Source organism: Pseudomonas rustica (assembly GCF_018336155.1).
In the GTDB taxonomy this organism is placed as follows: Bacteria; Pseudomonadota; Gammaproteobacteria; order Pseudomonadales; family Pseudomonadaceae; genus Aquipseudomonas; species Aquipseudomonas rustica.
In genome coordinates this window covers 270,849-293,038 of sequence record NZ_JAGYHF010000008.1, presented here as the reverse complement: position 1 = coordinate 293,038, position 22,190 = coordinate 270,849, and the positions used below count along the sequence as shown (strand labels likewise).

The window sequence follows — 22,190 nt, the reverse complement described above, 5'->3', positions numbered from 1 at the left end:
CCGACGGTCAGGGCGAAATCGCAATCAGCAGCTATAACTCATTGGTAATTCTTCGGATATTCCATATGGTTGCTACCCGAGAGACGCTGCGAAGCTGGTTTTATCGCCCTTGGTTTTTGGCGACGATCGCGGCTGTCCTCAGTGCCAGCCTGCTGATCGCCGGCGGTATGTTCTTTGCGATGCATCAGGTCGAGCAAAGCGAAAGCCGGGAAATGAATGCGCAAGGCGAACGTTTCCTCGCCCGCCTCGAACAATTGTTCGGCCAGTTGCGTGAGAGTCTCGACGACCTCGAAGCACAGCCGTTGCGCAGTTGTGACGGCGACATGATTGCCACCCTGCAGCAAGTCACCTTCAACTATCGCTTCGTCTATGAAGCCGCCTACAGCGATGGCACCCGAACCTGTTCCAACCGTCCGCGTCAGGAAGGTTTGACGGTTGCTCGCCAGCCCGACATCAAAGGCCCGACCTACAGCTATTGGCTGAACACCACCACCGAACCCGATGAAAACCGCGCCGCACTGATGCTGGGTCGCGGCAATTTTCGCGTGGCCACTTCGCGGGGACATTTGACCGACATGGTCGACCTGTCGCCCGGCAGCAGCCTGCTGGTGGTGCTCGATCACGGCACACGGGCAATTCCGGTACTCGGCACAGAGCAGGCCTGGCCGCCAACCGAGCACTGGCCACCGAAAAACCGCGAAGCACTGCAAGTCACGCAAACCCGCCTTGTCTACCGCATGCCCACGGATAATCCGGAATATCAATTGGTGCTGATCTCGCCGCGCAGCGGCATGCACATTCCCGCCGTCTGGTGGTGGATGGTGCCAGCCTGCCTCTTGCTCGGCGCACTGGCCGGGTTCCTGGTGTTTTTGCTGGTGCGCCAGCGTCAGTCGATAGACGCCGAGCTGCACGGCGCGATTCGCCGTGGCGAGTTGCAGGTGCTCTATCAACCGATCTTCGACCTCGACAGTCGCAACTGCGTCGGCGCTGAAGCCTTGCTGCGTTGGCGGCGCCCGGACGGCACGCTGACCAGCCCTGACCTGTTTATCCCGATGGCGGAGAACACCGGACAGATCAGGCAGATGACCGACTTCGTCCTCCAGCGTTTGCTGGAGCAACTCGGTCAGCTCCTGCGCGCCAACCCACAGCTGTATATCTCGGTGAACCTCGCAGCGTGCGACGTGATGGTGCCGCGCATCGGCCAGGTCATGGCGCGCCTGCTGACCCTGCACCGGGTGGCCGCGCGGCAGATTGCCTTCGAAGTGACTGAACGTGGATTGATCGATGTGGTGGTGGCGCGGGAAAACCTGCAAGCCCTTCGCGATGTCGGCCACCAAGTGCTGATCGACGATTTCGGCACCGGCTATTGCAGCCTCGCCTACCTGCAAACCCTGCCGGTGGACTGCCTGAAAATCGACAAAGCCTTTATCGACGCACTCGGCCATGACGCCGCCAGCAGCGGCGTTGCCCCGCACATCATTCACATGGCGCAGGCGCTGGATCTGAAGGTGATTGCCGAAGGCATCGAGCTGGAATCGCAAGCCGAGTTGCTCAGCAGCGAAGGGGTGAAATTTGGTCAGGGCTGGCTGTTCGCCCATGCCTTGAGCGCGGTTCAGTTTATCGAACTGATCACCCGAGGCCGACGACTCGCTGGCCGTCGCATGGACGACGAAGCCTAGACTGCCAACGCCATGTAGAACTGCGTGCCCTGCCCCGGCCGTGAATACACGCCCATGCGCCCGCCATGCAACTGCACGATTTCCTTGCACAGCGCCAGACCAAGCCCGGCGCCGCCCTTCTTGCGCCCGACCTGCACGAACGGTTCGAAGATCCGCCCCTGCTGGCCGTAGGCAATCCCTTCGCCGTTGTCTTCGACGCTGATGATCACCCGCTCGCCATGCCGACGGGCCTGCAAACGGATCTGGCCGTCGCGGGCGGTATGGCGCAAGGCGTTGTCGATCAGGTTGTCGAGCACGCGATCGAGTTGCGCCTGATCGGCTTGCAAACGCGGCAACGGGCCTTGCAACTCGATATTGAGGGCGATGCCCTTCGCCGCCGCTGAATCGGCGAACCGCAGCTGCGCCTGCTCGAGCAAATCTTCGATGGAGCACGGTGCCAGCGTGAGTTTCTGCAAACCGTTCTGGTAGCGCGAAAAGTTGAGCAAGTCGTTGATCAACTGCATCAGGCGCTGCATTTCTTCGTTCACGGTGTCGAGCAAATCAGCCTCGCGCGACTCCGGCGGAAATTTCGCCCGTTCGCGGAACAGTCCGAACGCCATGTGCATGCCAGTGACCGGCGTGCGCAATTCGTGGGAAGCACGCAAGACGAACTCACTGCGCACCCGCTCGAACGCACGCTGCTCGGTGACGTCGTGCAGCACCATCACCGCGCCGAGGATATGCCCTTGGGTGTGGCTGACCGGTGTCAGGCTGTACGTCAGCAGACGCGATTCGCCGTCGACCTCGATGCTCAAATCTTCCGGTGCGCGCTCCAACGTGCCGCCGCGCAATACCAGTTGCAGCTGAGCGTCCAGCTCAGGCCTTCCGAGCGCGGTGCCGAGGCCTTGGCCGAGACGATCGTCCTCCCAGCCCAATTGGCGCTGCGCCACTGGGTTGAGGTGTTCCAGATGGCCCTGACGGTCGATCATCAACAAGCCATCGTCGATGCTGTCGAGCACGGCCTGTAACCGTTGCTGACCGGCGAGCAACTCGTCGACGTTGGTCGCTTGATGTTCGCGCAGTGCTTCGGCCATCAGCCCGAAACGCCGGGACAACAGGTTCACTTCCATCGCCGAGGAGATCGGCAGGGTCACTTCAAAGTTGCCCTGCCCGATGTTGTCGGCGGCTTTCGCCAGCACTTCGATTGGCGCACCGAAGCGTCTTGCGATGCCGTGAGCGGTGACGAAACCGATGATCAACACCGCCAGCCCGACCAGCCCCAGCAGGCCGGCAACCAGCAACGCCCGTTCGCGGGCGGCGTGTTGCACGGCATTAATGTTGTCCAGCGCATGCTTGTGCTCGGTGATCAAACCGTTGCGCAGCGCATTGAAGCGTTCCCTGAAGTTGGCATTGCTGCTCAACGCGGTCGCCGGGTCACGGGACAGGTCAAACGCCTGCAGAAAACTTATGTAGTCCGCTTTGGCCTGGCTGAAGCCGTACTGGCGATCATCATCACCGCGTTCCTGGGCGATGCCTTCATCGAGCAGCTCGAAGTAATGCTGTTTGGACGCTTCGAACGCGGCGTCATCCGGCTTTTCGGCCAACATGAGGATCAGTTGATCACCCAGCGTTTGCCGCATCTTCAGGCCCAGATCAAGGGTGACGAAGTTGTTGCGCAACAGCGCTTCCTGCGAGCCGGCCATCTGCATCACGCTGACCAGCCCGAGCAGAAGCCCGAGCAACGCCACGGTGATCAAGGCGGAAATGCTCAGGAACAACCGTGTGCGCAACTTCATCGCCAGTTTCATCGCCCGGCACTCACAGGTTGTACTGCTTGCGCTTGCGATACAGGGTCGAGGCGTCGATGCCGAGGGTTTTCGCTGCTTGATCCAAGGTGCCGGCGGTGGCGAGAACCGCACCGATGTGGGCTTTTTCCAACTCATCCAGGCTCAGCGCGGCGCCAACCCGTGGTGCGTTGTTGGCTGGCTGCTCGGCCATGCCGAGGTGGCTGATTTCCACGCGCTCCTGCGGGCAAATGATGCTCGCCCGCTCGACCACGTTGCGCAGCTCACGAATGTTGCCCGGCCAGCGATAACCCAGCAGTGCTTCACGAGCCTCGTCGCTGAAACCGCGTGCAGGACGCGCGTACTCTTTAACGAAGCGCGCCAGAAAGCGATCGGCCAGGGTCAGGATGTCCTCGGCGCGCTCACGCAGCGGCGGCAAGTGCAGGGTAATGACGTTGAGGCGATAGAGCAGGTCTTCACGGAAGCGACCGTCGCGCACCATGTCTTCCAGATTGAGGTTGGTCGCCGCGAGAATTCGTACATCGGCGCGACGGGTGACCGGATCCCCTACCCGCTCGTATTCCTTGTCTTGAATAAAGCGCAGCAACTTGGGTTGCAACGTCAGGGGAAAATCGCCGATCTCGTCGAGAAACAGCGTGCCGCCGTCAGCTTGATTGACGCGACCCAGCGTGCTTTCACTGGCGCCGGTAAACGCACCGCGACTGTGACCGAACAGCTCGCTTTCCATCAATTCCGCGGTCAGCGACGGGCAGTTGATGGTGACGCAGGATTTCTTCTCGCGTTTGCTCCAGCCGTGAATGGCGCGGGCCAGTTCACCTTTACCGGTGCCGGACTCGCCGAGGATAAGAATGTTGGCGTCAGTGCCCGCGACTTGCCGTGCAGTTTCCAGTACGACTTTCATCGCCGGGCTGTGGGAATCGAGCCCGTCCTTCGGCTTGCGGATCTCGCCTTCGAGGGCTTCGAGGCGCGCCGACAGTTGGCGCACTTCCAGTTGTTTGGCGGTGGCCAGACGCAACTGATCAGGGCTGCACGGTTTGACCAGATAGTCGGCGGCGCCGGCCTGGATCGCATCTACAGCGGTATCAACAGCAGAATGCGCGGTGACGATCACCACGCGCATCCACGGCGCCTGAATGCGCATTTGCGCGAGTACATCGAGACCGTTGTCTTCACCCAGACGCAAATCGAGGAAACACAGGTCGAAGACCTGGCGTTGCAGCAGTGCGTCGGCCTGAGCGGCGCTGTTGGCCGTGGCCACCGTATAGCCTTCGTCTTCGAGGCAATAACGGAAGGTTCGCAGGATGGCGGATTCATCATCCACCAGCAGAATGCGGCCTTGTTGCTCAGTGGCAGATTCCATTTTTCCTACGCTCCATAAAGATTGGTCTTGGGTTAGTCCCGGAAAAATCGGGCAAGTTGCATGGTTGATTCTGAACGATGCGAGCCATAGGAGGGTAGCTCTCTCCAGCCTTCAGGGCCAATACGTTGATTTTGTTGATTTTTTAAACAAACAGCGATTTGCAGGGGATTCCCTGCGTCCTTTTCTGACATCCAAGACCTCCACTCAATTCCATAAGAATGAATTCTCCTACGAAATAATCGTGCGGTTTGCACGACCGTGGAAGAGCCATCGTGCAGGATGCGTCGCGAAAGATTTTCAGATCGATCGTAACCTATTGTTTTTATTGGTTTTTTAATCAACTAAAAAACTGGCATGCAGTCTGCAATATCTCTATCAGCCCGGGCAGATCAGATCTGCCCTAACCGAATAAGAGAGTGAGGAACCCAGGATGACTCGCCAACGTGCCGCCCAAGTGCGTATCTCGCCACTGCATATCCAGCAAGGTCTGTTTGGCGTACTTGCGCTGCTGATCACCCTGATCGCTTGCCAGCAATACCTGCGCTGGGAAAACGCCCAGCAGCCAGAGGCACCGCTGATCTCGATGCAGCACGCGACACAGAGCCATTTCAGCGCTGTCAGCAGCGCCCAGGAAGACAGCGCGCCGATGCGCATGATGTCGGTCGACCAGGCAGAGCCACTGGATCAGCTGCCACGCGAAGAACGCTGGGTTTTCTGATCGATCTGATTTTACAAATTCGGGCGCGCAGCGCCGGAACACGCCACACCCCTAAATAGAGAAGTAAGGAGAATCACCATGTTGAGCTGGGCAATTACATTCTTGATCATTGCCATCATCGCTGCAGTACTGGGCTTCGGTGGTATCGCGGGCACCGCCACGGGTATCGCCAAGATTCTCTTTGTCGTGTTCCTGGTGATGTTCATCGCTTCCTTCTTCTTTGGCCGCCGCGGCCGAGGTTAACGATGAATGCTTTAAAAGCATTGGCAGCCGCCCTGCTTCTGGGCGGTAGTGCCATGGCGATGGCGGCCAACGACGGCCAGACGCGGGTCAACGAACTGCTCAGTTCCGACCCGCAGTATCGGGAAACGTGGGAAGGCGTGGTGAAGAAGGAAGAGCGCCTGCCGGAATGGGTGATGAACCTCTCCGGTACACCTGACCAACAGATGAATGCCGTCACCGAAGATGGCGACAAGTACCTGGTCGGGCCGCTCTGCGAATCGCAGGACAAGTGCCTGAACCACCGCTTGATCGTCGCGTTCAGTTTCGACAAGAAAGATGCATACGCCATGCTCGTCGATGTGCCTGAAGGACTGCCGGCCGACAAGTCGCCCACGCGACATGCCACTTACCGCTTCCTCGGCAAACCCGATCAAGGCATGCAGGATCTGCTGATGGAAACCCTGAAGAAAGATCCGAACTGGTATTGAACATGAAGGCAGCAGCCCTGCTGCCTTCCTTTGCACCGAGCCGAGGAGGCTCGGCGCATGACCAAGGGGCCGGGACGTTCTGACTGTTTCAGGGTCGGAGTGACCTACGGGTACAGGGAGTGCCTGCGAGAGGGCCGGGTCAGGGCACGTCAAAGCTGCGACGCAGGTTCGCCAACCCCCAGTGGTTCGACGGACTTGCGCTGAGCTTCATCCTCGGCAAAAAACCATCAAAATATTGATCCAGAGCGACCTGCTCATGCTTTTTTGCGACCAGACTGTGCGCGAAAACATTACGCGGTGTTTCCGGGCGACCGTATATCGAGAAAGAAGACTTCTATTCAAGAGGACTTCTAGTCTTCCTGCGTAGGCTTTTTCCTCAAATTTCTGTCGATTTTTCCTGATTAAAAAACCACCAACCTAGGCTGTGATGGCCGGTTCACGGCAGTTATGCCGGCCGAAATGTCGCAATCGAACCGGTTGGGACGCCAGTTTCAATTAAAAAAGCTCATGCCGATTCGGCATAGGGTAGGCGTTTACGGCATTAGACGGCGCAACCTTGCATCGGAATAGTTGCGCCTTTTTTCGCCTGCCGGAGAGCCGTAAATACGCGCTTCGGGGCACCTTATACGGAGGCAGATGCACAGACTTTTCCGCTAAAAAGCGTTCCAGTTCCTGCATGTGCCTGAGTCAAACGCAAGTAAGGGTAAAGATAATGAAGAAGGCAAAACTCAGCCTCGCCTGGCAGATCCTCATCGGTCTGGTTTTGGGGATTGCAATTGGGGCGTTGCTCAACCACTTCAGTGCCGAAAAGGCCTGGTGGATCAGCAATGTCTTGCAACCGGCAGGCGATATCTTTATCCGTCTGATCAAGATGATCGTGATTCCGATCGTCATCTCTTCCCTGATCGTCGGCATTGCTGGCGTGGGCGACGCCAAGAAACTCGGGCGTATCGGCCTGAAAACCATCATCTACTTCGAAATCGTCACGACCATCGCGATCGTTGTCGGCTTGCTGTTGGCCAACGTGTTCCATCCGGGTGCCGGCATCGACATGAGCACGCTGGGCACAGTGGACATCTCCAAGTACCAGGCGACTGCCGCCGAGGTACAGCATGAACACGCGTTCATCGAGACCATCCTTAACCTGATCCCGTCGAACATCTTCGCGGCCATGGCCCGCGGCGAAATGCTGCCGATCATCTTCTTCTCCGTGCTGTTCGGTCTCGGTCTGTCGAGCCTGCAGTCGGATCTGCGCGAGCCGCTGGTGAAGATGTTCCAGGGCGTCTCGGAAAGCATGTTCAAAGTCACCCACATGATCATGAACTATGCGCCAATCGGCGTATTCGCTCTGATCGCGGTGACCGTGGCCAACTTCGGTTTCGCCTCGCTGGTGCCGCTGGCCAAACTGGTGATCCTGGTTTACTTCGCCATCGCTTTCTTCGCCTTCGTGGTGTTGGGCCTGATCGCCAAGATGTTCGGTTTCTCGGTGTTCAAGCTGATGCGCATCTTCAAGGATGAGCTGGTGCTGGCCTACTCCACCGCTTCTTCGGAAACCGTGCTGCCGCGCGTGATCGAGAAGATGGAAGCCTACGGCGCACCGAAAGCCATCTGCAGCTTCGTGGTACCGACCGGTTACTCGTTCAACCTCGACGGTTCGACTCTGTATCAGTCGATCGCGGCAATCTTCATCGCGCAGCTGTATGGCATCGACTTGTCGATCAGCCAGCAACTGTTGCTGGTGCTGACCCTGATGGTCACCTCCAAAGGCATCGCCGGTGTTCCGGGCGTGTCCTTCGTGGTGCTGCTGGCCACCCTGGGCAGCGTCGGTATTCCGCTGGAAGGCCTGGCGTTCATCGCCGGTGTCGACCGCGTCATGGACATGGCCCGTACCGCACTGAACGTGATCGGTAACGCGCTGGCCGTGCTGGTTATCTCGCGCTGGGAAGGCATGTACGACGACGCTAAGGGCGAGCGCTACTGGAACTCCCTGCCACACTGGCGCACCAAGACCAAACTGCCAGCGGGCGAAATCTCCAAGAACTGACACACCCCTGTAGGAGCAAGGCTTGCCCGCGAAGAACGATAACGCGGTGCAACAGTAAGACCGCAGCGTCCCTTCGCGGGCAAGCCTTGCTCCCACAAGAGCGGTACAAACAAACCCCGGAGAAATCCGGGGTTTGTCGTTTCTGGCCACGCCGTTATCATTCGCGGCATTCTTCGGGGGATTTGACTGATGCTTAATGGCCTGTGGCTTGGCTTCTTCATCGTGGCAGCCGTGTCGGCGCTGGCGCAGTGGCTGATCGGCGGCAACGCCGGGATCTTTGCGGCGATGGTGGAGAGCATTTTCGCCATGGCCAAGCTCTCGGTCGAAGTCATGGTGCTGCTGTTCGGCACCCTCACCCTGTGGCTGGGCTTCCTGCGCATCGCCGAAAAGGCCGGGATTGTCGACTGGTTGGCGAAAGTCCTCGGCCCGCTGTTTCTGCGGCTGATGCCGGAAGTCCCGGCCGGTCACCCTGCCCTTGGCCTGATCACCCTGAACTTCGCCGCCAACGGTCTGGGCCTCGACAACGCCGCCACGCCCATCGGCCTGAAAGCCATGAAGGCGCTGCAGGAGCTCAATCCCAGCGCCACCATCGCCAGTAACGCGCAAATCCTCTTCCTGGTGCTCAACGCCTCCTCCCTGACCCTGCTGCCGGTGACGATCTTCATGTACCGCGCCCAGCAAGGCGCGCCGGATCCGACGCTGGTGTTCCTGCCGATCCTGCTGGCGACCAGTTGCTCGACGATTGTCGGCTTCCTCTCGGTAGCGTTTATGCAGCGCCTGCGGATCTGGGATCCGGTGGTGTTGGCTTATCTGATTCCCGGTGCGCTGATCCTCGGCGGCTTTATGGCGTTACTGGGCACGCTGTCGGCGACGGCTTTGGCGGGATTGTCGTCGATCCTCGGCAATCTCACGCTGTTCGGATTGATCATGTTGTTTCTGATCATCGGCGCGTTGAGGAAAGTGAAGGTTTACGAAGCGTTCGTTGAAGGCGCCAAAGAAGGTTTCGACGTTGCGAAGAATCTGCTGCCGTATCTGGTGGCGATGCTCTGCGCGGTGGGCGTGCTGCGTGCTTCCGGGGCGCTGGACTTTGGTCTGGACGGCATTCGTCATCTGGTCGAATGGGCCGGTTGGGACACGCGGTTTGTCGATGCGCTGCCGACGGCGATGGTCAAACCGTTCTCCGGCAGTGCGGCACGGGCGATGTTGATCGAGACGATGAAAACCTCGGGCGTCGACAGCTTCCCGGCGTTGGTCGCCGCGACGATTCAGGGCAGTACTGAAACGACGTTCTATGTGCTGGCGGTGTATTTCGGCGCGGTGGGGATCCAGCGCGCAAGGCATGCGGTGGGGTGTGCGTTGTTGGCGGAGTTTGCTGGTGTGGTTGGCGCGATCGCCGTTTGCTACTGGTTCTTTGGTTGAAGCAAAAGATCGCAGCCTTCGGCAGCTCCTACAGAGGTATGCATAACCCTGTAGGAGCTGCCGAAGGCTGCGATCTTGGCGATTTCAGGGTTTCACCGGAGCCAAATGCTGGCCTTGATCGACGGCCCACGCGACAACCTTCGCAGTCAGGCGATCACTGGCCTGGCCAAACCCGGCGACCACCGCCGGCACCTGCACATCACTCAACGGCTGGCGCTCTTCAAAGCGGCGACTGGCGAGAATCCGCTGGTCATAACCGCGCACCAACAACGCATCGACCCGCACCACAATGCTGGCCTGCGTGCCCTGATACTCGGTCTGAAACGCCTGCAAACTCCCGCCCAATTCCAGATCTGCAGCAAAGTTGCTGTCATCCGTGCTCAGCAACGTCACCCGTCCATCACGCTGAAAGCCGTCGAGCAAGCGATTACGCACCAGCACCGGCGCCGGATCGCTCCAGCGCGAAGCCTTGTAACTGCTGATCACATCGCCCTGCGGAATCACCGCGATGTTCGAGCGGTTCAGCGCTTCGCTGGACTGCAATTTATTCAAGCGTAACGACCAGGTCTGAGCCGCCGCCGAACGGGTCGAGGCGGGCGCCTGTGCGGCTGGCAAGCGGTACACATCCGACGGTTCGGATTTGGGCAGGATCGAGCACGCGCTGATCAAGGTGAAGCCAACGAGGAGGGCGAGGCGAGTCAGCTTCATGGTGTGAATTCCTTGTTCTTGTCACGGCCCAGCAGGTAGCCGCTGGGGTTGGCCTCAAGGCGTTGCGAGATGGCGCGCAGCGAGGTCAGCGTCTCACGCAATTCGCGGATCGCCGGGGCCAGGCCATTGAGGCCCTGCATGCCGTTGTCGAGGGAGTTTTCGTTTTTGTTGAGCAGGGCGCTGATCGTCGTCGTGCTTTGCTCCAGCGACTTCATTGCCTGCTCGGCGCTGCCCAGCGCTTGTTTGCCCTGATCGTTGAGCAAGCCGTTGGCGTTGCGCATCAGCAGCGAGGTCTGTTCGAGCATGCTGCCGGCCTGCTTGCCGACGGTCGCCAGTTGCTGCATCGCCTGTTTGATGTCGCCGCGTTGATCGTTGATGGTGCCGGTGGTTTGCTCCAGATGCGCGAGGGTTTTGCTGACGCGCTCAACGTTCTCTGGGGAGAACATCTGATTGGCGTTCTGCAGCAGCGCGCTGATGCCGGTCATCAAATCGTTGCTGTCATTGAGCAAGCGCGAGATCGGCGAAGGCGACGCGACGATCAGCGGCAGCTTACCGTCATGCCCGCGCAGTTTCGCGCTCTGCGGCGTGCCACCGCTGAGCTGGATGATCGACGTGCCAGTGATCCCGGCCAGCGCCAGTTTCGCCTGGGTGTCTTCTTTGACCGGGGTGTCACCGGCCAGACGAATTCGCGCCAGCACCCGGCGTGGATCCTGCGGATCGAGGCGCAGGCTGATCACGTCACCGACCTTGATCCCGCTGTACTGCACCGAGCTGCCCTTGGACAGGCCGCTGACCGCCTCATTGAAGACGATTTCGTAATCCTTGAACTCGGTGTCGACGCTGGACTTGGCCAGGAACAGACCGAAGAGCAGGGCGCCTGCCACCACAATCACGGTGAACAGGCCGATCAACACATGATGCGCTCGGGTTTCCATGTCAGACCTCGTTGAGCAATTTGGCGGCGTCCAGCGCCGAGCGGCCGCGCGGGCCGTGGAAGTATTCGTGAATCCAGGCGTCGTCGGTCTCCGAAACGACGTCGATCGGGCCGGCGACCAGCACTTTCTTCTGCGCCAGCACCGCCACGCGATCGGTGATGGTGTAGAGCGTGTCGAGGTCGTGGGTCACCAGAAACACGCTGAGGCCGAGCGCATCGCGCAGGGTCAGGATCAATTGATCGAATTGCGCCGCGCCAATCGGATCGAGGCCGGCGGTGGGCTCATCGAGAAACAGAATGTCCGGATCCAGCGCCAAGGCCCGGGCCAGAGCGGCGCGCTTGATCATGCCGCCGGACAGCGACGAAGGATATTTATCCGCTGCCGACAATGGCAGACCGGCCAAGGCCAATTTCACTGCGGCCAAGTGTTCGGCGTCGTTGCGGCTGAGGCCGGCGTGTTCAATGAGGGGCAGGGCGACGTTCTCGGTCACCGTCAGCGAGGAAAACAGCGCGCCTTTCTGGAACAGCACACCAAAGCGTCGTTCAACCATCGAACGCTCGTGCTCCGACAGACTCGGCAGGTTCTTACCGAACACTTTGACGATACCTTCGCTGGGCCGACGCAAACCGACAATGCTGCGCAACAACACCGATTTGCCGCTGCCGGAACCGCCGACCACGGCGAGGATTTCGCCTTTGTATAAATCCAGATCGAGGTTTTCGTGCACGCTCTGGCTGCCGAAGCGATTGCACAGGCTACGGACTTCGATCACCGCCTCCGAGGGCGCGCGGGGTAGACGACTCACCAGCCCATCTCCATGAAGAACAGCGCGGCCACCGCGTCGAGCACGATCACCACGAAAATCGACTGCACCACGGCAGACGTCGTGTGCGCGCCGACCGACTCGGCGCTGCCGCTGACCTTGAAGCCTTCCAGGCAACCAATCGCGGCAATGATGAAGGCGAAGATCGGCGCTTTTACCAAGCCGACCAGAAAGTGCTGCACGCCGATGTCCGACTGCAACAGCGTCAGGAACATCGCCGGCGAGATATCCAGCGACACCGCGCACACCACGCCGCCGCCGATGATCCCGCAGAGCATCGCCAGAAAGGTCAACATCGGCAGCGCCACCAACATCGCCAGCACGCGCGGCACCACCAGCAGCTCCATCGGGTCGAGGCCGAGGGTGCGGATCGCGTCGATTTCCTCGTTGGCCTTCATCGAGCCGATCTGCGCGGTGAAGGCACTGGCAGTGCGCCCGGCCATCAGGATCGCGGTGAGCAGCACGCCAAATTCACGCAGGAACGAGAAACCGACCAGATCCACGGTAAAAATCGTCGCGCCGAAACTGGCCAGCACCGTCGCGCCGAGGAACGCCACCACCGCGCCGACCAGAAAGGTCAGCAACGCCACGATCGGTGCGGCGTCGAGGCCGGTCTGTTCGATGTGCGCAATCATTGGCGTGATGCGCCAGCGCTTGGGCCGGAACAGGTTGCGAGCGATGGTTTCCAGAATCAGGCCGACGAAGCCGAGCAGTTGCAGGGTGTCCTGCCAGACCGTATCGACCGCACGACCGATGCGCGTGAGCAATTGCACACTGACGCTGATTTCCGCTTCCTTGATCGGCACGCAGAAATCGGTCATCGAGCGATACACGGTTTGCAGCAACGCGCGATCGGCGGTGGAAATCGTGCAATCAGGGTGCTCGGCAGATTTACCGAGGCGCTCGGAGCCGAGCAGTTCGACCAGCAGCGAAGCGCCAGCGGTATCGAGGGCGCCGAGGCTGTTGAGGTCAATCGGGGTGTTGGCGTCGTACTGGCCGTGGAGCTTCTCGCTGAGGGTCTTGAGCTCGGCGTAATGGGCAAGCGTCCAGTCCCCGGTCACGCGCAGGCGGGCAGGGCTGATCGACGTGTCCAGTTGGGCATTGCCGCTGATCGAACTGCTGGTCATAAGCTCCGTGCTTTTCGGCTGATTACGCTGGGATAGGTAATAGCACGAACCGGACTACTTTTCTTTGATCGCTGTGCTGTCGGTGATTTCGAAGCGCAGCACGCCGATCACCTGGCCATCTTCGGTCAACACGCGCACCTGCCATTTGCCCGCCGGGTTACCGGGGAAATTCTGCTTGTGCGTCCACGCCCGGTAGCCTTCCTTGCGCCCGCCATGGATGTCGAGCGGGATGCGATCGACCTCTTTGCCGTTGAACTGCCAGACGTGATAAATGCGCTCATCGAGCCCGCGTGGCGCGTTGATCGCGGTGTAGGCGTAGAGGCCATCGCCACGAATCTGCTCGGCGCTGACCGTGTCGAGGCTGGCGCCGGGGGTGCGATCCTGCAATTGCGTGCTGATCGCCACGTCGGTCATCCACAGCGTCGCCGGCGGCACCCACGAACGCAGCACCCAACCGACGCCGCCGATGCCGACAGTGATGCACAGAATCGCCAGCGCGTTACGCACCGTGCGGATCGGGAAGATCGACGCCAGGCTCGGGAACGACAACAGCACGGCAATGCCCAGCGCCCACTTGAAACTCTGCGAGGTGGTCAGGTGCATGATCACTGGCAACGCGGTGAGCAGGGCGGCGAACAGGGTCAGGGTGTGCAACGCGAGGAACGCCCAGCGCCGTGGCGCCAGCCATTTGTAATAGAGAGGATCGACGATGGAGATCAGTGCCGCGACGCTGAGCAGGCCGGTGAAAACCAGCTGACCGCTGTTCCACGTCGTGGTGATGAAGAAGAACGGCAGGACGAAAAACAGGCTTTCCTGGTGAATCATCTGCGTCGCGTAACGCAGCAACGGCTGGGGAATTTCCCGTTTGAAGATGCGGGTGAACAGGCCGGTGAGGGTGTTTTCCAGCATCAGCCAGATCCAGCTGAGCAGCATGATCACCGTGATCCAGCTCGCCAGCCCTTGCTGACGATCGACCATGATGAAACTGCCGACCCCGGAGATGAAACCACCGAGCGCAATGACCCCGGGATAGCGCTTCATCAGTTCGAGAATGCGCTGGATCAGGAGCTGTATTTTCGGCATGTCGGGGTTCACAACGCTGTAGGAAAAATCCTCGACAGAGTAGCGCCCGCCGGGCGCTGTGGCGAGGCTGCCGGTCAGTAAATTCACCACCTTCCCTGTGGGAGCGGGCTTGCTCGCGAATGCGGTGTGTCAGTCTCTGAATTGTTGTATGACCCACCGCTTTCGCGAGCAAGCCCGCTCCCACAGGGGTTATGGGTTGGCCGCGGATTTGCGGCGGTGGTGCAAACGCCAGCCGATCAGGATCAGTAGCACCAGGCCCAAGCCACCCGCACTCAACCACAACACCTGATCATCACTGATCAACGGCTTTTCAATCCGCAAATACCCCGGCTGCAACAGCAACTCGCGCATGGCCTTGTTCGCCGCTTCCAGCGTCACCCCTTGCAGCTCGCGCGCCGGGTTGGCGAAGCGGCCATCCTCGTAATCGCTCAGGGCACTCCAGTAATAATCCGCCATCGCGCTATTACCCTGCACCGCCCACGCCTGATGGGCGATGGATGCCTGTTTGATGCGGGCAAAAGTCGCCGGGTCGAGACCGTTTTTCAGCAGGTCGGCTTTGAGGTCTTCCAGCACCTGGATGGCTTCGTCGACGTCATCGCGATCCAGATCGGCGTTCAGGCTCATGAACCCGACACCTCCAAACACTTCGCGTTCAGCCCACGGCCCGTACGACAAACCGTGGTTGAGGCGGATCTGCCGGTACAGCGCCCAGTCCAGATAATCCTTGAGGATGTCGAACGTCTCATCGTACTGATCGTCAATCACCGGCTCCGGCACCAGCCAGTGCAGCTTGGCGCTGTCGCCGATGAAGCCACGGGTGAGGGTGCGTTCATGGGCGGCGCTGGTGCGGATGTCCGGCAGCGGTCGATGCTCGCTCGGCTCAACCGCTTCGAGCGCGCCCCAGGCGCGTTCGAGGTAGGCCGGCAGCAGTTTGTCGAGTTCACCGACGACGATCAGGGTCATGTTGTTTGGCGCGTACCAGGCCTTGCGCACCTTCTCCAGCTGCTCTTGGGTCAGGTGGCCGACCTCGGCGCGTTGCGGGCATTTCAGGCCCAGTTCGACGGCGAGCTGATTGCTCGCGGTGTGGCCGAGATCCTGGCGGTCGAGGAAGCGTTGCAGACGCGTGTAATGGCCGCCGTCCTCGCGCTCGACCACGCGTTTGGCGGCGTTGATCGCGTTTTCGTCGATGCGTGTTTGCGTGAGCAAATCGAGCAGCAGGTCGAGCACCTTGCGCTGGTTTTTCGCCGGGGCTTCGATGACGAACGTGGTGTCGGCGTTGCTGGTAAAGGCGTTCCAGTCACCGCCCAGTGCCTGCATGCGTTCCTCTAAACCACCTTCGCCGGTGGCGTCGATGCCGCTGAACAGCAGATGCTCGAGCAGGTGCGGCAGCTCTTTGTCGTCGCAATCGAAATCGTCGAGGCCAACGCCGACCACCAAGCGGATCGCCACATGTCCGCGTTCAGTGCCGGGCTTGAGCAGCAACTGCAAACCGTTGGGCAGCGCATAGCCCTCGACCTGAAAGCGATCCAGGGCGAAGGCGGGCAGGGAACCGAGCAACAGACAGGCGAACAACAGGCAACGCATAACAGGCTTCCATACGGCTGATTTGGAGATCCGTGTCGTCAGTCAGGGCCCCATCGCGAGCAGGCTCACTCCCACAGGGGGAATGCATTCCAAATGTGGGAGCGGGCTTGCTCGCGAAGGCGTCCTTGAGGCTGAACTCTGAGTTACTGACTGACACTGACCACAGACGTTCAAGGCGAATGCGTGATGTCGGCAATATCATCCGACGCCAGCGCTCCGGTGTCCGCCGTTTCCAGCACCACATACGCACTGCCGCAAAACAGCGAATTCAAACGCTTCATGTCGGCAATCAACTCCAGGTGCAGCGAACTGGTCTCAATACTCTGCACGATCTTGCGTTGCAAACGGCTGACATGCGCGTGGGCCAAACGGCGTTCCTGCGCGCGGAAGCGGCGTTTTTCACGCAGCAATTGGCGAGCACTTTCACGGTCGCCGCTGAGAAACACCGACAGCCCCAAACGCAGGTTGGAGATCAATTGCTGCTGCAGCCCGGCCAGATCTTCCAGACCTTCTTCGGAGAACGAGCGGCGCTGCGAGGTTTTCTGCTGCTGGATCTTGCGCAGCATGCGTTCGATCAGATCACTGGCGAGTTTCAGGTTGATCGCCAGTTCGATGATCTCGGCCCAGCGTCGACTGTCTTGCTCGCCGAGGTCTTCGCGCGGCATCTGCGCCAGATACAACTTGATCGCGCTGTACAGCGATTCGATGTCGTCGGTCTGCCGGCGGATTTCCTGAGTGACCGCGGTTTGCTTGCCGCGCAGCACATCGAGGGTGGCGTCGAGCATGTTTTCCAGCAGATCGCCCATGCGCAGAGTTTCCCGCGCGGCGTTGGCCAGCGCCAGACTCGGTGTGACCAGCGCGGTAGCATCGAGGTGACGCGGTTTGGCGGTGCCGTTGAGCTCCGGTCGCTCCGGCAGCAGCCACGCGCAGAGTCGCGCCATCGGGCCGACGCTCGGCAGCAGAATCAGGCAGCGCGCGGTGTTGTAGAGCAGGTGGAAGCCAATGACCATTTCCTGCGGGCTGAAATCGAGGCTGTCGATCCAGTGCACCAGCGGGTCGAGCACCGGGATGATCAGCAGCAGGCCGATCAGTTTGTACAACAGACTGCCCAGCGCCACTTGCCGGCCAGCGGCGTTCTGCATGCTGGTGCTCATGAACGCCAGCACGCCGCTGCCGATGTTGGCGCCGATCACCAGACCGATCGCTACCGGCAGACTGATGACACTGGCGCCGGCCAGCGTCGCGGTGAGCAGCACGGCGGCGAGGCTGGAGTAGGAAATCATCGCGAACAGCGCGCCGACCAAGGCGTCGAGGAGGATGTCGCCGGTCAGCGAAGCAAAAATTACCTTCACGCCCTGAGCGTGGGTGATTGGCGCGGCGGCCTCGACGATCAGTTGCAGCGCGAGAATGATCAGCCCGAGACCGATCGACACCCGGCCCATTTGCCCGAGCCGCGTCTGTTTGCGCGACAGAAAGAAAATCACCCCGAGAAAAATCAGCAGTGGCGACAGCCATGACAGGTCGAAGGTCAACACCCGCGCCATTAGCGCGGTACCGACGTCGGCGCCGAGCATGGTCGCCAGCGCCGGGGTCAGCGCCATCAGGCCCTGGCCGACGAAAGAGGTGACGAGCATGGCGGTGGCGTTGCTGCTCTGCACCATGGCGGTCACGAGGATGCCGGCCACGAACGCGAGCCAGCGCTTGGACATGTTCTGGCCAATCACATGGCGCAGATTGGTGCCGTACACCCGCAGGATGCCGGTTCGAACGATGTGCGTGCCCCAGATCAGCAGGGCGACGGCGGAAAGCAGATTGAGCAGGGTGAGCATGCAGACCCCCTGTAATAGCAGTGCCCCAAAGGAGCAAGTTGACGGTACCGCGCGGTTTCTACGTTTTTGATACTTAAGCTGTAGTTGGCTAACGGACTGGGCGCCAGCATTGCACAGCTAAAGTGTTGATTGAAACAAAAGTGTCATGAAAAGCGCTTCATGCACCCACCCGAATCCACCACAAAACCTTGTAGGAGCATGGCTTGCCAGCGAAGGCGTCTATTCAGCCAACATTGATATTGCTGACACTCCGCTTTCGCTGGCAAGCCATGCTCCTACAGGGGTTGCGGTGTCTGGATATCGCCCAAAACAAATGTGGGAGCGAGCCTGCTCGCGAAAGCGGTGGATCAGTCAACATTGCTGTCGACTGACACTCCGTCTTCGCGAGCAAGCCCGCTCCCACAGGGGTGTTGCGTTTTACTGGCCCGGGATGTCCTTGCGCAGTTTCACCGGGTCTTGCTGCTTTTTCTTGCGGGCAATCGCGCCGCGCAGTTTGATGTTGATCGCCTCAACCGCCAGCGAGAAGCCCATCGCGAAGTAGACGTAGCCTTTCGGTACATGCACGTCGAACGACTCGGCAATCAGCACGGTACCGACCACCAGCAGGAACGACAGCGCGAGCATCTTCAGCGACGGGTGCTTGTCGATGAATTCGCTGATCTTGCCCGACGCCAGCATCATCACCAGCACCGCCACAACAATCGCCGCGACCATCACCGGTACGTGAGAAACCATGCCGACAGCAGTGATCACCGAATCCAGCGAGAAGACGATGTCGATAATCGCGATCTGGATGATGGTGTAGAGGAAGTTGCCGCCCTTGCCGCCGGGGGTGTCGTCGCTTTCGTCTTCACCTTCCAGCGCGTGATACATCTCTTGCGAGCTCTTCCACAGCAGGAACAGACCACCAAAGAACAGGATCAGGTCGCGACCGGAAATGCCCTGGCCGAACACTTCGAACAGGTCGGCGGTGAGGCGCATGACCCAAGTGATCGACAGCAGCAACAGGATCCGCGTGATCATGGCCAGGCCAAGACCGAAAATCCGGGTGCGCTGCTGCATGTGCTTGGGCATGCGGCTGACCAGGATCGAAATCATGATGATGTTATCGATGCCGAGGACGATTTCCAGGGCGGTCAGGGTGAAGAAGGCAACCCAGATTTCGGGGTTGGTCAGCCATTCCATGTGTATTCCTTTGAGCGTGTGTTAAACCAAGACGCCAGCAAGCAGCTGGCGTGTTGGTGAGTTGATGCCGTTACAAAGTGCTGAACAGCGGGAAAGTCCCCAACAGCAATGCCGCCACAAGTATGCACATGCAGACCAGCACTGCCCACTTTAGGGTGAAACGTTGATGGTCACCGAACTCGATACCGGCCAAAGCCACCAGCAGGTAAGTCGACGGCACCAGCGGACTGAGCAAGTGGACGGGCTGACCGACGATCGAGGCACGTGCCATTTCCACCGCGGTGATGCCGTAATGGCTGGCCGCTTCGGACAACACCGGCAACACACCGTAGTAGAACGCGTCGTTCGACATGAAGAACGTGAACGGCATGCTCACCAGCGCCGTGATCACCGCCAGGTACGGGCCGAGGAAATCCGGAATCACTGCCAACAGGCTTTTCGACATGGCGTCGACCATGCCGGTTCCGGAGAGGATACCGGTGAAGATACCTGCAGCGAAAATCAGACTGACCACCGACAGCACACTACCGGCGTGGGCTGCGACACGATCCTTTTGCATTTGCAGGCAAGGGTAGTTGACGATCATCGCGATACTGAACGCCACCATGAACAGCACCGGCAGCGGCAACAGGCCGGCGATCAGCGTGCACATCAGCACCAGAGTCAGCAGGCCGTTGAACCAGATCAACTTCGGACGACGGGCATCCGGGAACTGCGAGACGCTGATTTCGCTGTGATCCATTTCATCGCCGATCAGATGCAACTCACCGAGGCGCGCACGCTCACGTTTGCCGTAGAAGTAGGCAATGATCAGGATCGCCACCACACCGGCGGCCATGGCCGGGATCATCGGCACGAAAATGTCCGAAGGATCGACATGCAGCGCACTCGCCGCACGGGCGGTCGGGCCGCCCCACGGGGTCATGTTCATCACGCCACCGGCAAGAATGATCAGACCGGCCATGATCCGCGGGCTCATGCCGATGCGGCTGTACAGCGGCAGCATGGCGGCCACGCAGATCATGTAAGTGGTCGCGCCGTCACCATCGAGGGAAACCACGAGCGCCAGCACGGCGGTGCCGACCGACACTTTCAGCGGGTCGCCCTTGACCAGTTTGAGGATCTTGCGCACGGCCGGGTCGAACAGGCCGGAGTCGATCATCAGGGCGAAATACAGAATGGCGAACATCAGCATCACGCCGGTCGGCGCCAGCTTGGTGATGCCTTCGAGCATCATCGGGCCGATCTTCGGTGCAAAACCACCGAACAGAGCGAACAGAATCGGGATCACGATCAGAGCGATCAGCGCGGACAAGCGCTTGGTCATGATCAGGAACATGAACGTGATGACCATGGCGAAGCCAAGGAAAGTCAGCATGGGAATACTCCAGGCGTAGCGCGGCTAGTGAGGTGAGCGGATCGGCGAGGGATCAGCGCAGAACGGCAAGCACGAGGCGTACGGGCGGAGTTACAGCGAGGAGGCGGGCTACAGAGGACATCAGAATCACCATTGTTGTTGTTAATTGGGCCGCGCGAGCGAGACATCACACGCATTGGCCAACCGGTCTGTTGCCGGAAGTGGAGGCGATCCTAATCGCGGAAGCTTTCAGCTACCTTTCGCTGATGAAAGCTTTGAATGAACGGTCAACCGGCCGTCGGATGCGAACTTGAGTGAATAAACACGGGAGGAGGGCGTTCAACATGAGCCAATTGCACAGCGGCGGCTGCCATTGCGGAAACATTCGTTATCAGTTCAGCGGGCCTTTGCACGACATCGCCCACTGCCATTGTTCGATCTGCCGCAAGGTCAGCGGCGGGATTGTCACGACGTGGATCACCGTGCCGGCGGCAAATTTCCAATGGCTCGCCGGGACGCCGTCGCGGTATGACTCGTCGCCAAGTTGCGCGCGGTACTTCTGCCCGAAGTGCGGCGCGCAACTGGCGTTGGTCACATTGCTCAGCCCCGAGAGCATCGACGTGACCATCGCCACGCTGGATCAGCCGGAGCTGGCGCCGGCCGAGCGGCATATCTGGACGGACAGCCAATTGCCGTGGCTGCATCTGGACGAACATCTACCGGGTGAAGCCGAAGAAACGCTTTGATTAAAAAATAGACAGATCCAGCGGCCGGATCGCGCCCATCCAGATCGCGTGTTCCGTGTGGTCGAGCAAGTCATTCCCCGTGTCCGGGTGCAGAAACACCACCAGGCCTTTGCGATTCAGCGCCAGCCACGGCAGCACATCGGCAATCAGCTCGGGGCCGAAGGCCAATTGGCAGCTCCAGTCCGGGTGCGGGCCGACCGGGCGTTCGTGGACGCGGCCCATTTTCAATGGAAACAACTGCGCGCCCTGCTCGCACAATGTCCGCGCTTGCTCAATGGTGCTGGCGTCGAAATAGACGTGGGCGTGATAACCCTTGATCGCTTGCATCTGAAAGCCTCTGAATCGGTTCGAACCCTCGGCGTTACCCGTATGTCACACGCCATACAAGGGAAAACAAAAGGGATCAGCCATGAAAAATGCCGAAACCCCGGCGGTAAAAGTGGTGCTCTATGGTGCCATGAGTAGCCTGGGCGGTGCGTTGATGGCTGAGTTGCTGCGCCGTCAGCACGAAGTCATCGCCATCCTCGACGACCTCACCGCGCTCGCGCCGCGTCCGGGTTTGCGTACGAAAAGCGGCGATCTGTTCGATTCCGAGCGGGTCAATCAAAGTGTGGCAGGCAGTTCGGCGGTCATCTGTTTATTGGATGCGCCGGGGTTGCCGTTCAGTAGCGACCACGTTGAACGCTCAGTGGTGCTCGGGCCGGTGGAGCAGGTACTGGCCGTAGATGCTTTGGTCGATGGCCTGCAAGCGGCGAATGTTTCGCGGCTGTTTTTGGTAGGAGAGTTCTCGGTGCTCGACGAACCGGAACTGGACGATCGCCTGCAACGCCACGCCGCCGAGGAAATCCGTGAAGCGCTGCAAAGCAGCCCGCTGCAGTGGACGCTGGTCAATGCGCCGCATGGCGTGGCCGGGCTGACGATTGAGCATTTCAGTCAGGTTGGCGGCAATCTGGAACCGGGATTGGCGGAGCCGCTGGAACGCCTGAATCGCGTAGCGGTGGGCATTGCTGATGAGCTGCGGCTGAATTTGCATGTGGGCCAACACGTCAATTTCATCGCCGCCACAGATCCCATGTAGGAGCTGCCGAAGGCTGCGATC

20 protein-coding genes are annotated in these 22,190 nt (G+C 60.0%); 8 read left to right on the top strand and 12 right to left on the bottom strand.

The annotated features are described in order from the left end of the window. Positions 1-65 precede the first annotated feature (65 nt). Positions 66-1,679 carry an EAL domain-containing protein gene (locus tag KFS80_RS17765; protein WP_212545455.1) on the top strand — a complete coding sequence of 538 codons (1,614 nt, stop codon included), beginning with the start codon at positions 66-68 and terminating at the stop codon, positions 1,677-1,679. Here KFS80_RS17765 and KFS80_RS17760 read toward each other — a convergent pair. Next, positions 1,676-3,466: a KinB sensor domain-containing domain gene (locus KFS80_RS17760; protein WP_212545454.1), complete on the bottom strand. Its 1,791-nt coding sequence runs from the start codon at positions 3,464-3,466 to the stop codon at positions 1,676-1,678. The two genes, KFS80_RS17765 and KFS80_RS17760, sit on opposite strands and share 4 nt — an antisense overlap. A 10-nt stretch (positions 3,467-3,476) precedes the next feature. Continuing rightward, entirely contained in the window at positions 3,477-4,823 is a 1,347-nt protein-coding gene (gene algB / locus KFS80_RS17755; protein WP_053125387.1) for a sigma-54-dependent response regulator transcription factor AlgB, read from the bottom strand. 430 nt (positions 4,824-5,253) lie between these two features. Between algB and KFS80_RS17750 the strand changes: the two genes are divergently transcribed. The 5 genes from KFS80_RS17750 to KFS80_RS17730 all read left to right on the top strand — a co-directional run bounded on the left by KFS80_RS17750 (position 5,254) and on the right by KFS80_RS17730 (position 9,714). Further along, positions 5,254-5,541 (top strand): hypothetical protein, encoded by a 288-nt coding sequence (locus KFS80_RS17750; protein WP_053125385.1) that lies wholly within the window; start codon positions 5,254-5,256, stop codon positions 5,539-5,541. A gap of 78 nt (positions 5,542-5,619) precedes the next feature. Beyond that, complete coding sequence (locus KFS80_RS17745; protein WP_003177151.1) at positions 5,620-5,784, top strand: DUF1328 domain-containing protein; 165 nt, start codon at positions 5,620-5,622, stop codon at positions 5,782-5,784. 2 nt (positions 5,785-5,786) lie between these two features. Beyond that, complete coding sequence (locus KFS80_RS17740) at positions 5,787-6,251, top strand: inhibitor of vertebrate lysozyme family protein (protein WP_053125383.1); 465 nt, start codon at positions 5,787-5,789, stop codon at positions 6,249-6,251. 712 nt (positions 6,252-6,963) lie between these two features. After that, on the top strand, positions 6,964-8,295 hold the full coding sequence (gltP, locus tag KFS80_RS17735; RefSeq protein WP_053125381.1) for a glutamate/aspartate:proton symporter GltP: 1,332 nt from the start codon (positions 6,964-6,966) through the stop codon (positions 8,293-8,295). A gap of 189 nt (positions 8,296-8,484) precedes the next feature. Beyond that, positions 8,485-9,714 carry a nucleoside recognition domain-containing protein gene (locus KFS80_RS17730; protein ID WP_212545453.1) on the top strand — a complete coding sequence of 410 codons (1,230 nt, stop codon included), beginning with the start codon at positions 8,485-8,487 and terminating at the stop codon, positions 9,712-9,714. An 84-nt stretch (positions 9,715-9,798) separates the two neighbouring features. Here the strand turns inward: KFS80_RS17730 and KFS80_RS17725 are convergent, their stop codons facing one another. From KFS80_RS17725 to KFS80_RS17685, 9 genes are all read right to left on the bottom strand, one after another. Further along, positions 9,799-10,422, bottom strand: coding sequence for an ABC-type transport auxiliary lipoprotein family protein (locus tag KFS80_RS17725; RefSeq protein WP_212545452.1), 624 nt, complete (start codon positions 10,420-10,422; stop codon positions 9,799-9,801). Next, positions 10,419-11,357, bottom strand: a complete 939-nt coding sequence (locus KFS80_RS17720; RefSeq protein WP_212545451.1) for an MlaD family protein — start codon at positions 11,355-11,357, stop codon at positions 10,419-10,421. Before KFS80_RS17720 ends, KFS80_RS17725 begins: the two co-directional genes overlap by 4 nt. A 1-nt stretch (position 11,358) precedes the next feature. Then, on the bottom strand, positions 11,359-12,162 hold the full coding sequence (locus KFS80_RS17715; RefSeq protein ID WP_212545450.1) for an ABC transporter ATP-binding protein: 804 nt from the start codon (positions 12,160-12,162) through the stop codon (positions 11,359-11,361). Continuing rightward, positions 12,159-13,307 carry an ABC transporter permease gene (locus tag KFS80_RS17710; protein ID WP_053125372.1) on the bottom strand — a complete coding sequence of 383 codons (1,149 nt, stop codon included), beginning with the start codon at positions 13,305-13,307 and terminating at the stop codon, positions 12,159-12,161. The genes KFS80_RS17715 and KFS80_RS17710 overlap by 4 nt, the downstream gene beginning before the upstream one ends. A gap of 54 nt (positions 13,308-13,361) precedes the next feature. Further along, complete coding sequence (locus tag KFS80_RS17705) at positions 13,362-14,390, bottom strand: DUF5924 family protein (RefSeq protein WP_053125370.1); 1,029 nt, start codon at positions 14,388-14,390, stop codon at positions 13,362-13,364. A 189-nt stretch (positions 14,391-14,579) separates the two neighbouring features. Then, a complete protein-coding gene (locus KFS80_RS17700; protein ID WP_212545449.1) occupies positions 14,580-15,974 on the bottom strand; it encodes a M16 family metallopeptidase in 1,395 nt (464 codons plus the stop codon). 170 nt (positions 15,975-16,144) lie between these two features. Further along, complete coding sequence (locus KFS80_RS17695) at positions 16,145-17,803, bottom strand: Na/Pi cotransporter family protein (RefSeq protein ID WP_159813402.1); 1,659 nt, start codon at positions 17,801-17,803, stop codon at positions 16,145-16,147. A 417-nt stretch (positions 17,804-18,220) separates the two neighbouring features. Next, entirely contained in the window at positions 18,221-18,988 is a 768-nt protein-coding gene (locus tag KFS80_RS17690; RefSeq protein ID WP_159813404.1) for a TerC family protein, read from the bottom strand. 70 nt (positions 18,989-19,058) lie between these two features. Further along, on the bottom strand, positions 19,059-20,366 hold the full coding sequence (locus KFS80_RS17685) for a CitMHS family transporter (protein ID WP_053125357.1): 1,308 nt from the start codon (positions 20,364-20,366) through the stop codon (positions 19,059-19,061). A gap of 323 nt (positions 20,367-20,689) precedes the next feature. On the opposite strand from KFS80_RS17685, the gene KFS80_RS17680 reads away from it, so the two are divergent. Beyond that, positions 20,690-21,091 (top strand): GFA family protein, encoded by a 402-nt coding sequence (locus KFS80_RS17680; RefSeq protein ID WP_212545448.1) that lies wholly within the window; start codon positions 20,690-20,692, stop codon positions 21,089-21,091. On the opposite strand, the gene KFS80_RS17675 is transcribed toward KFS80_RS17680, so the two are convergent. Then, positions 21,092-21,418, bottom strand: a complete 327-nt coding sequence (locus tag KFS80_RS17675; protein WP_212545447.1) for a DOPA 4,5-dioxygenase family protein — start codon at positions 21,416-21,418, stop codon at positions 21,092-21,094. A gap of 82 nt (positions 21,419-21,500) precedes the next feature. On the opposite strand from KFS80_RS17675, the gene KFS80_RS17670 reads away from it, so the two are divergent. Next, complete coding sequence (locus KFS80_RS17670) at positions 21,501-22,169, top strand: NAD(P)-dependent oxidoreductase (protein ID WP_212545446.1); 669 nt, start codon at positions 21,501-21,503, stop codon at positions 22,167-22,169. Positions 22,170-22,190: the final 21 nt, after the last annotated feature.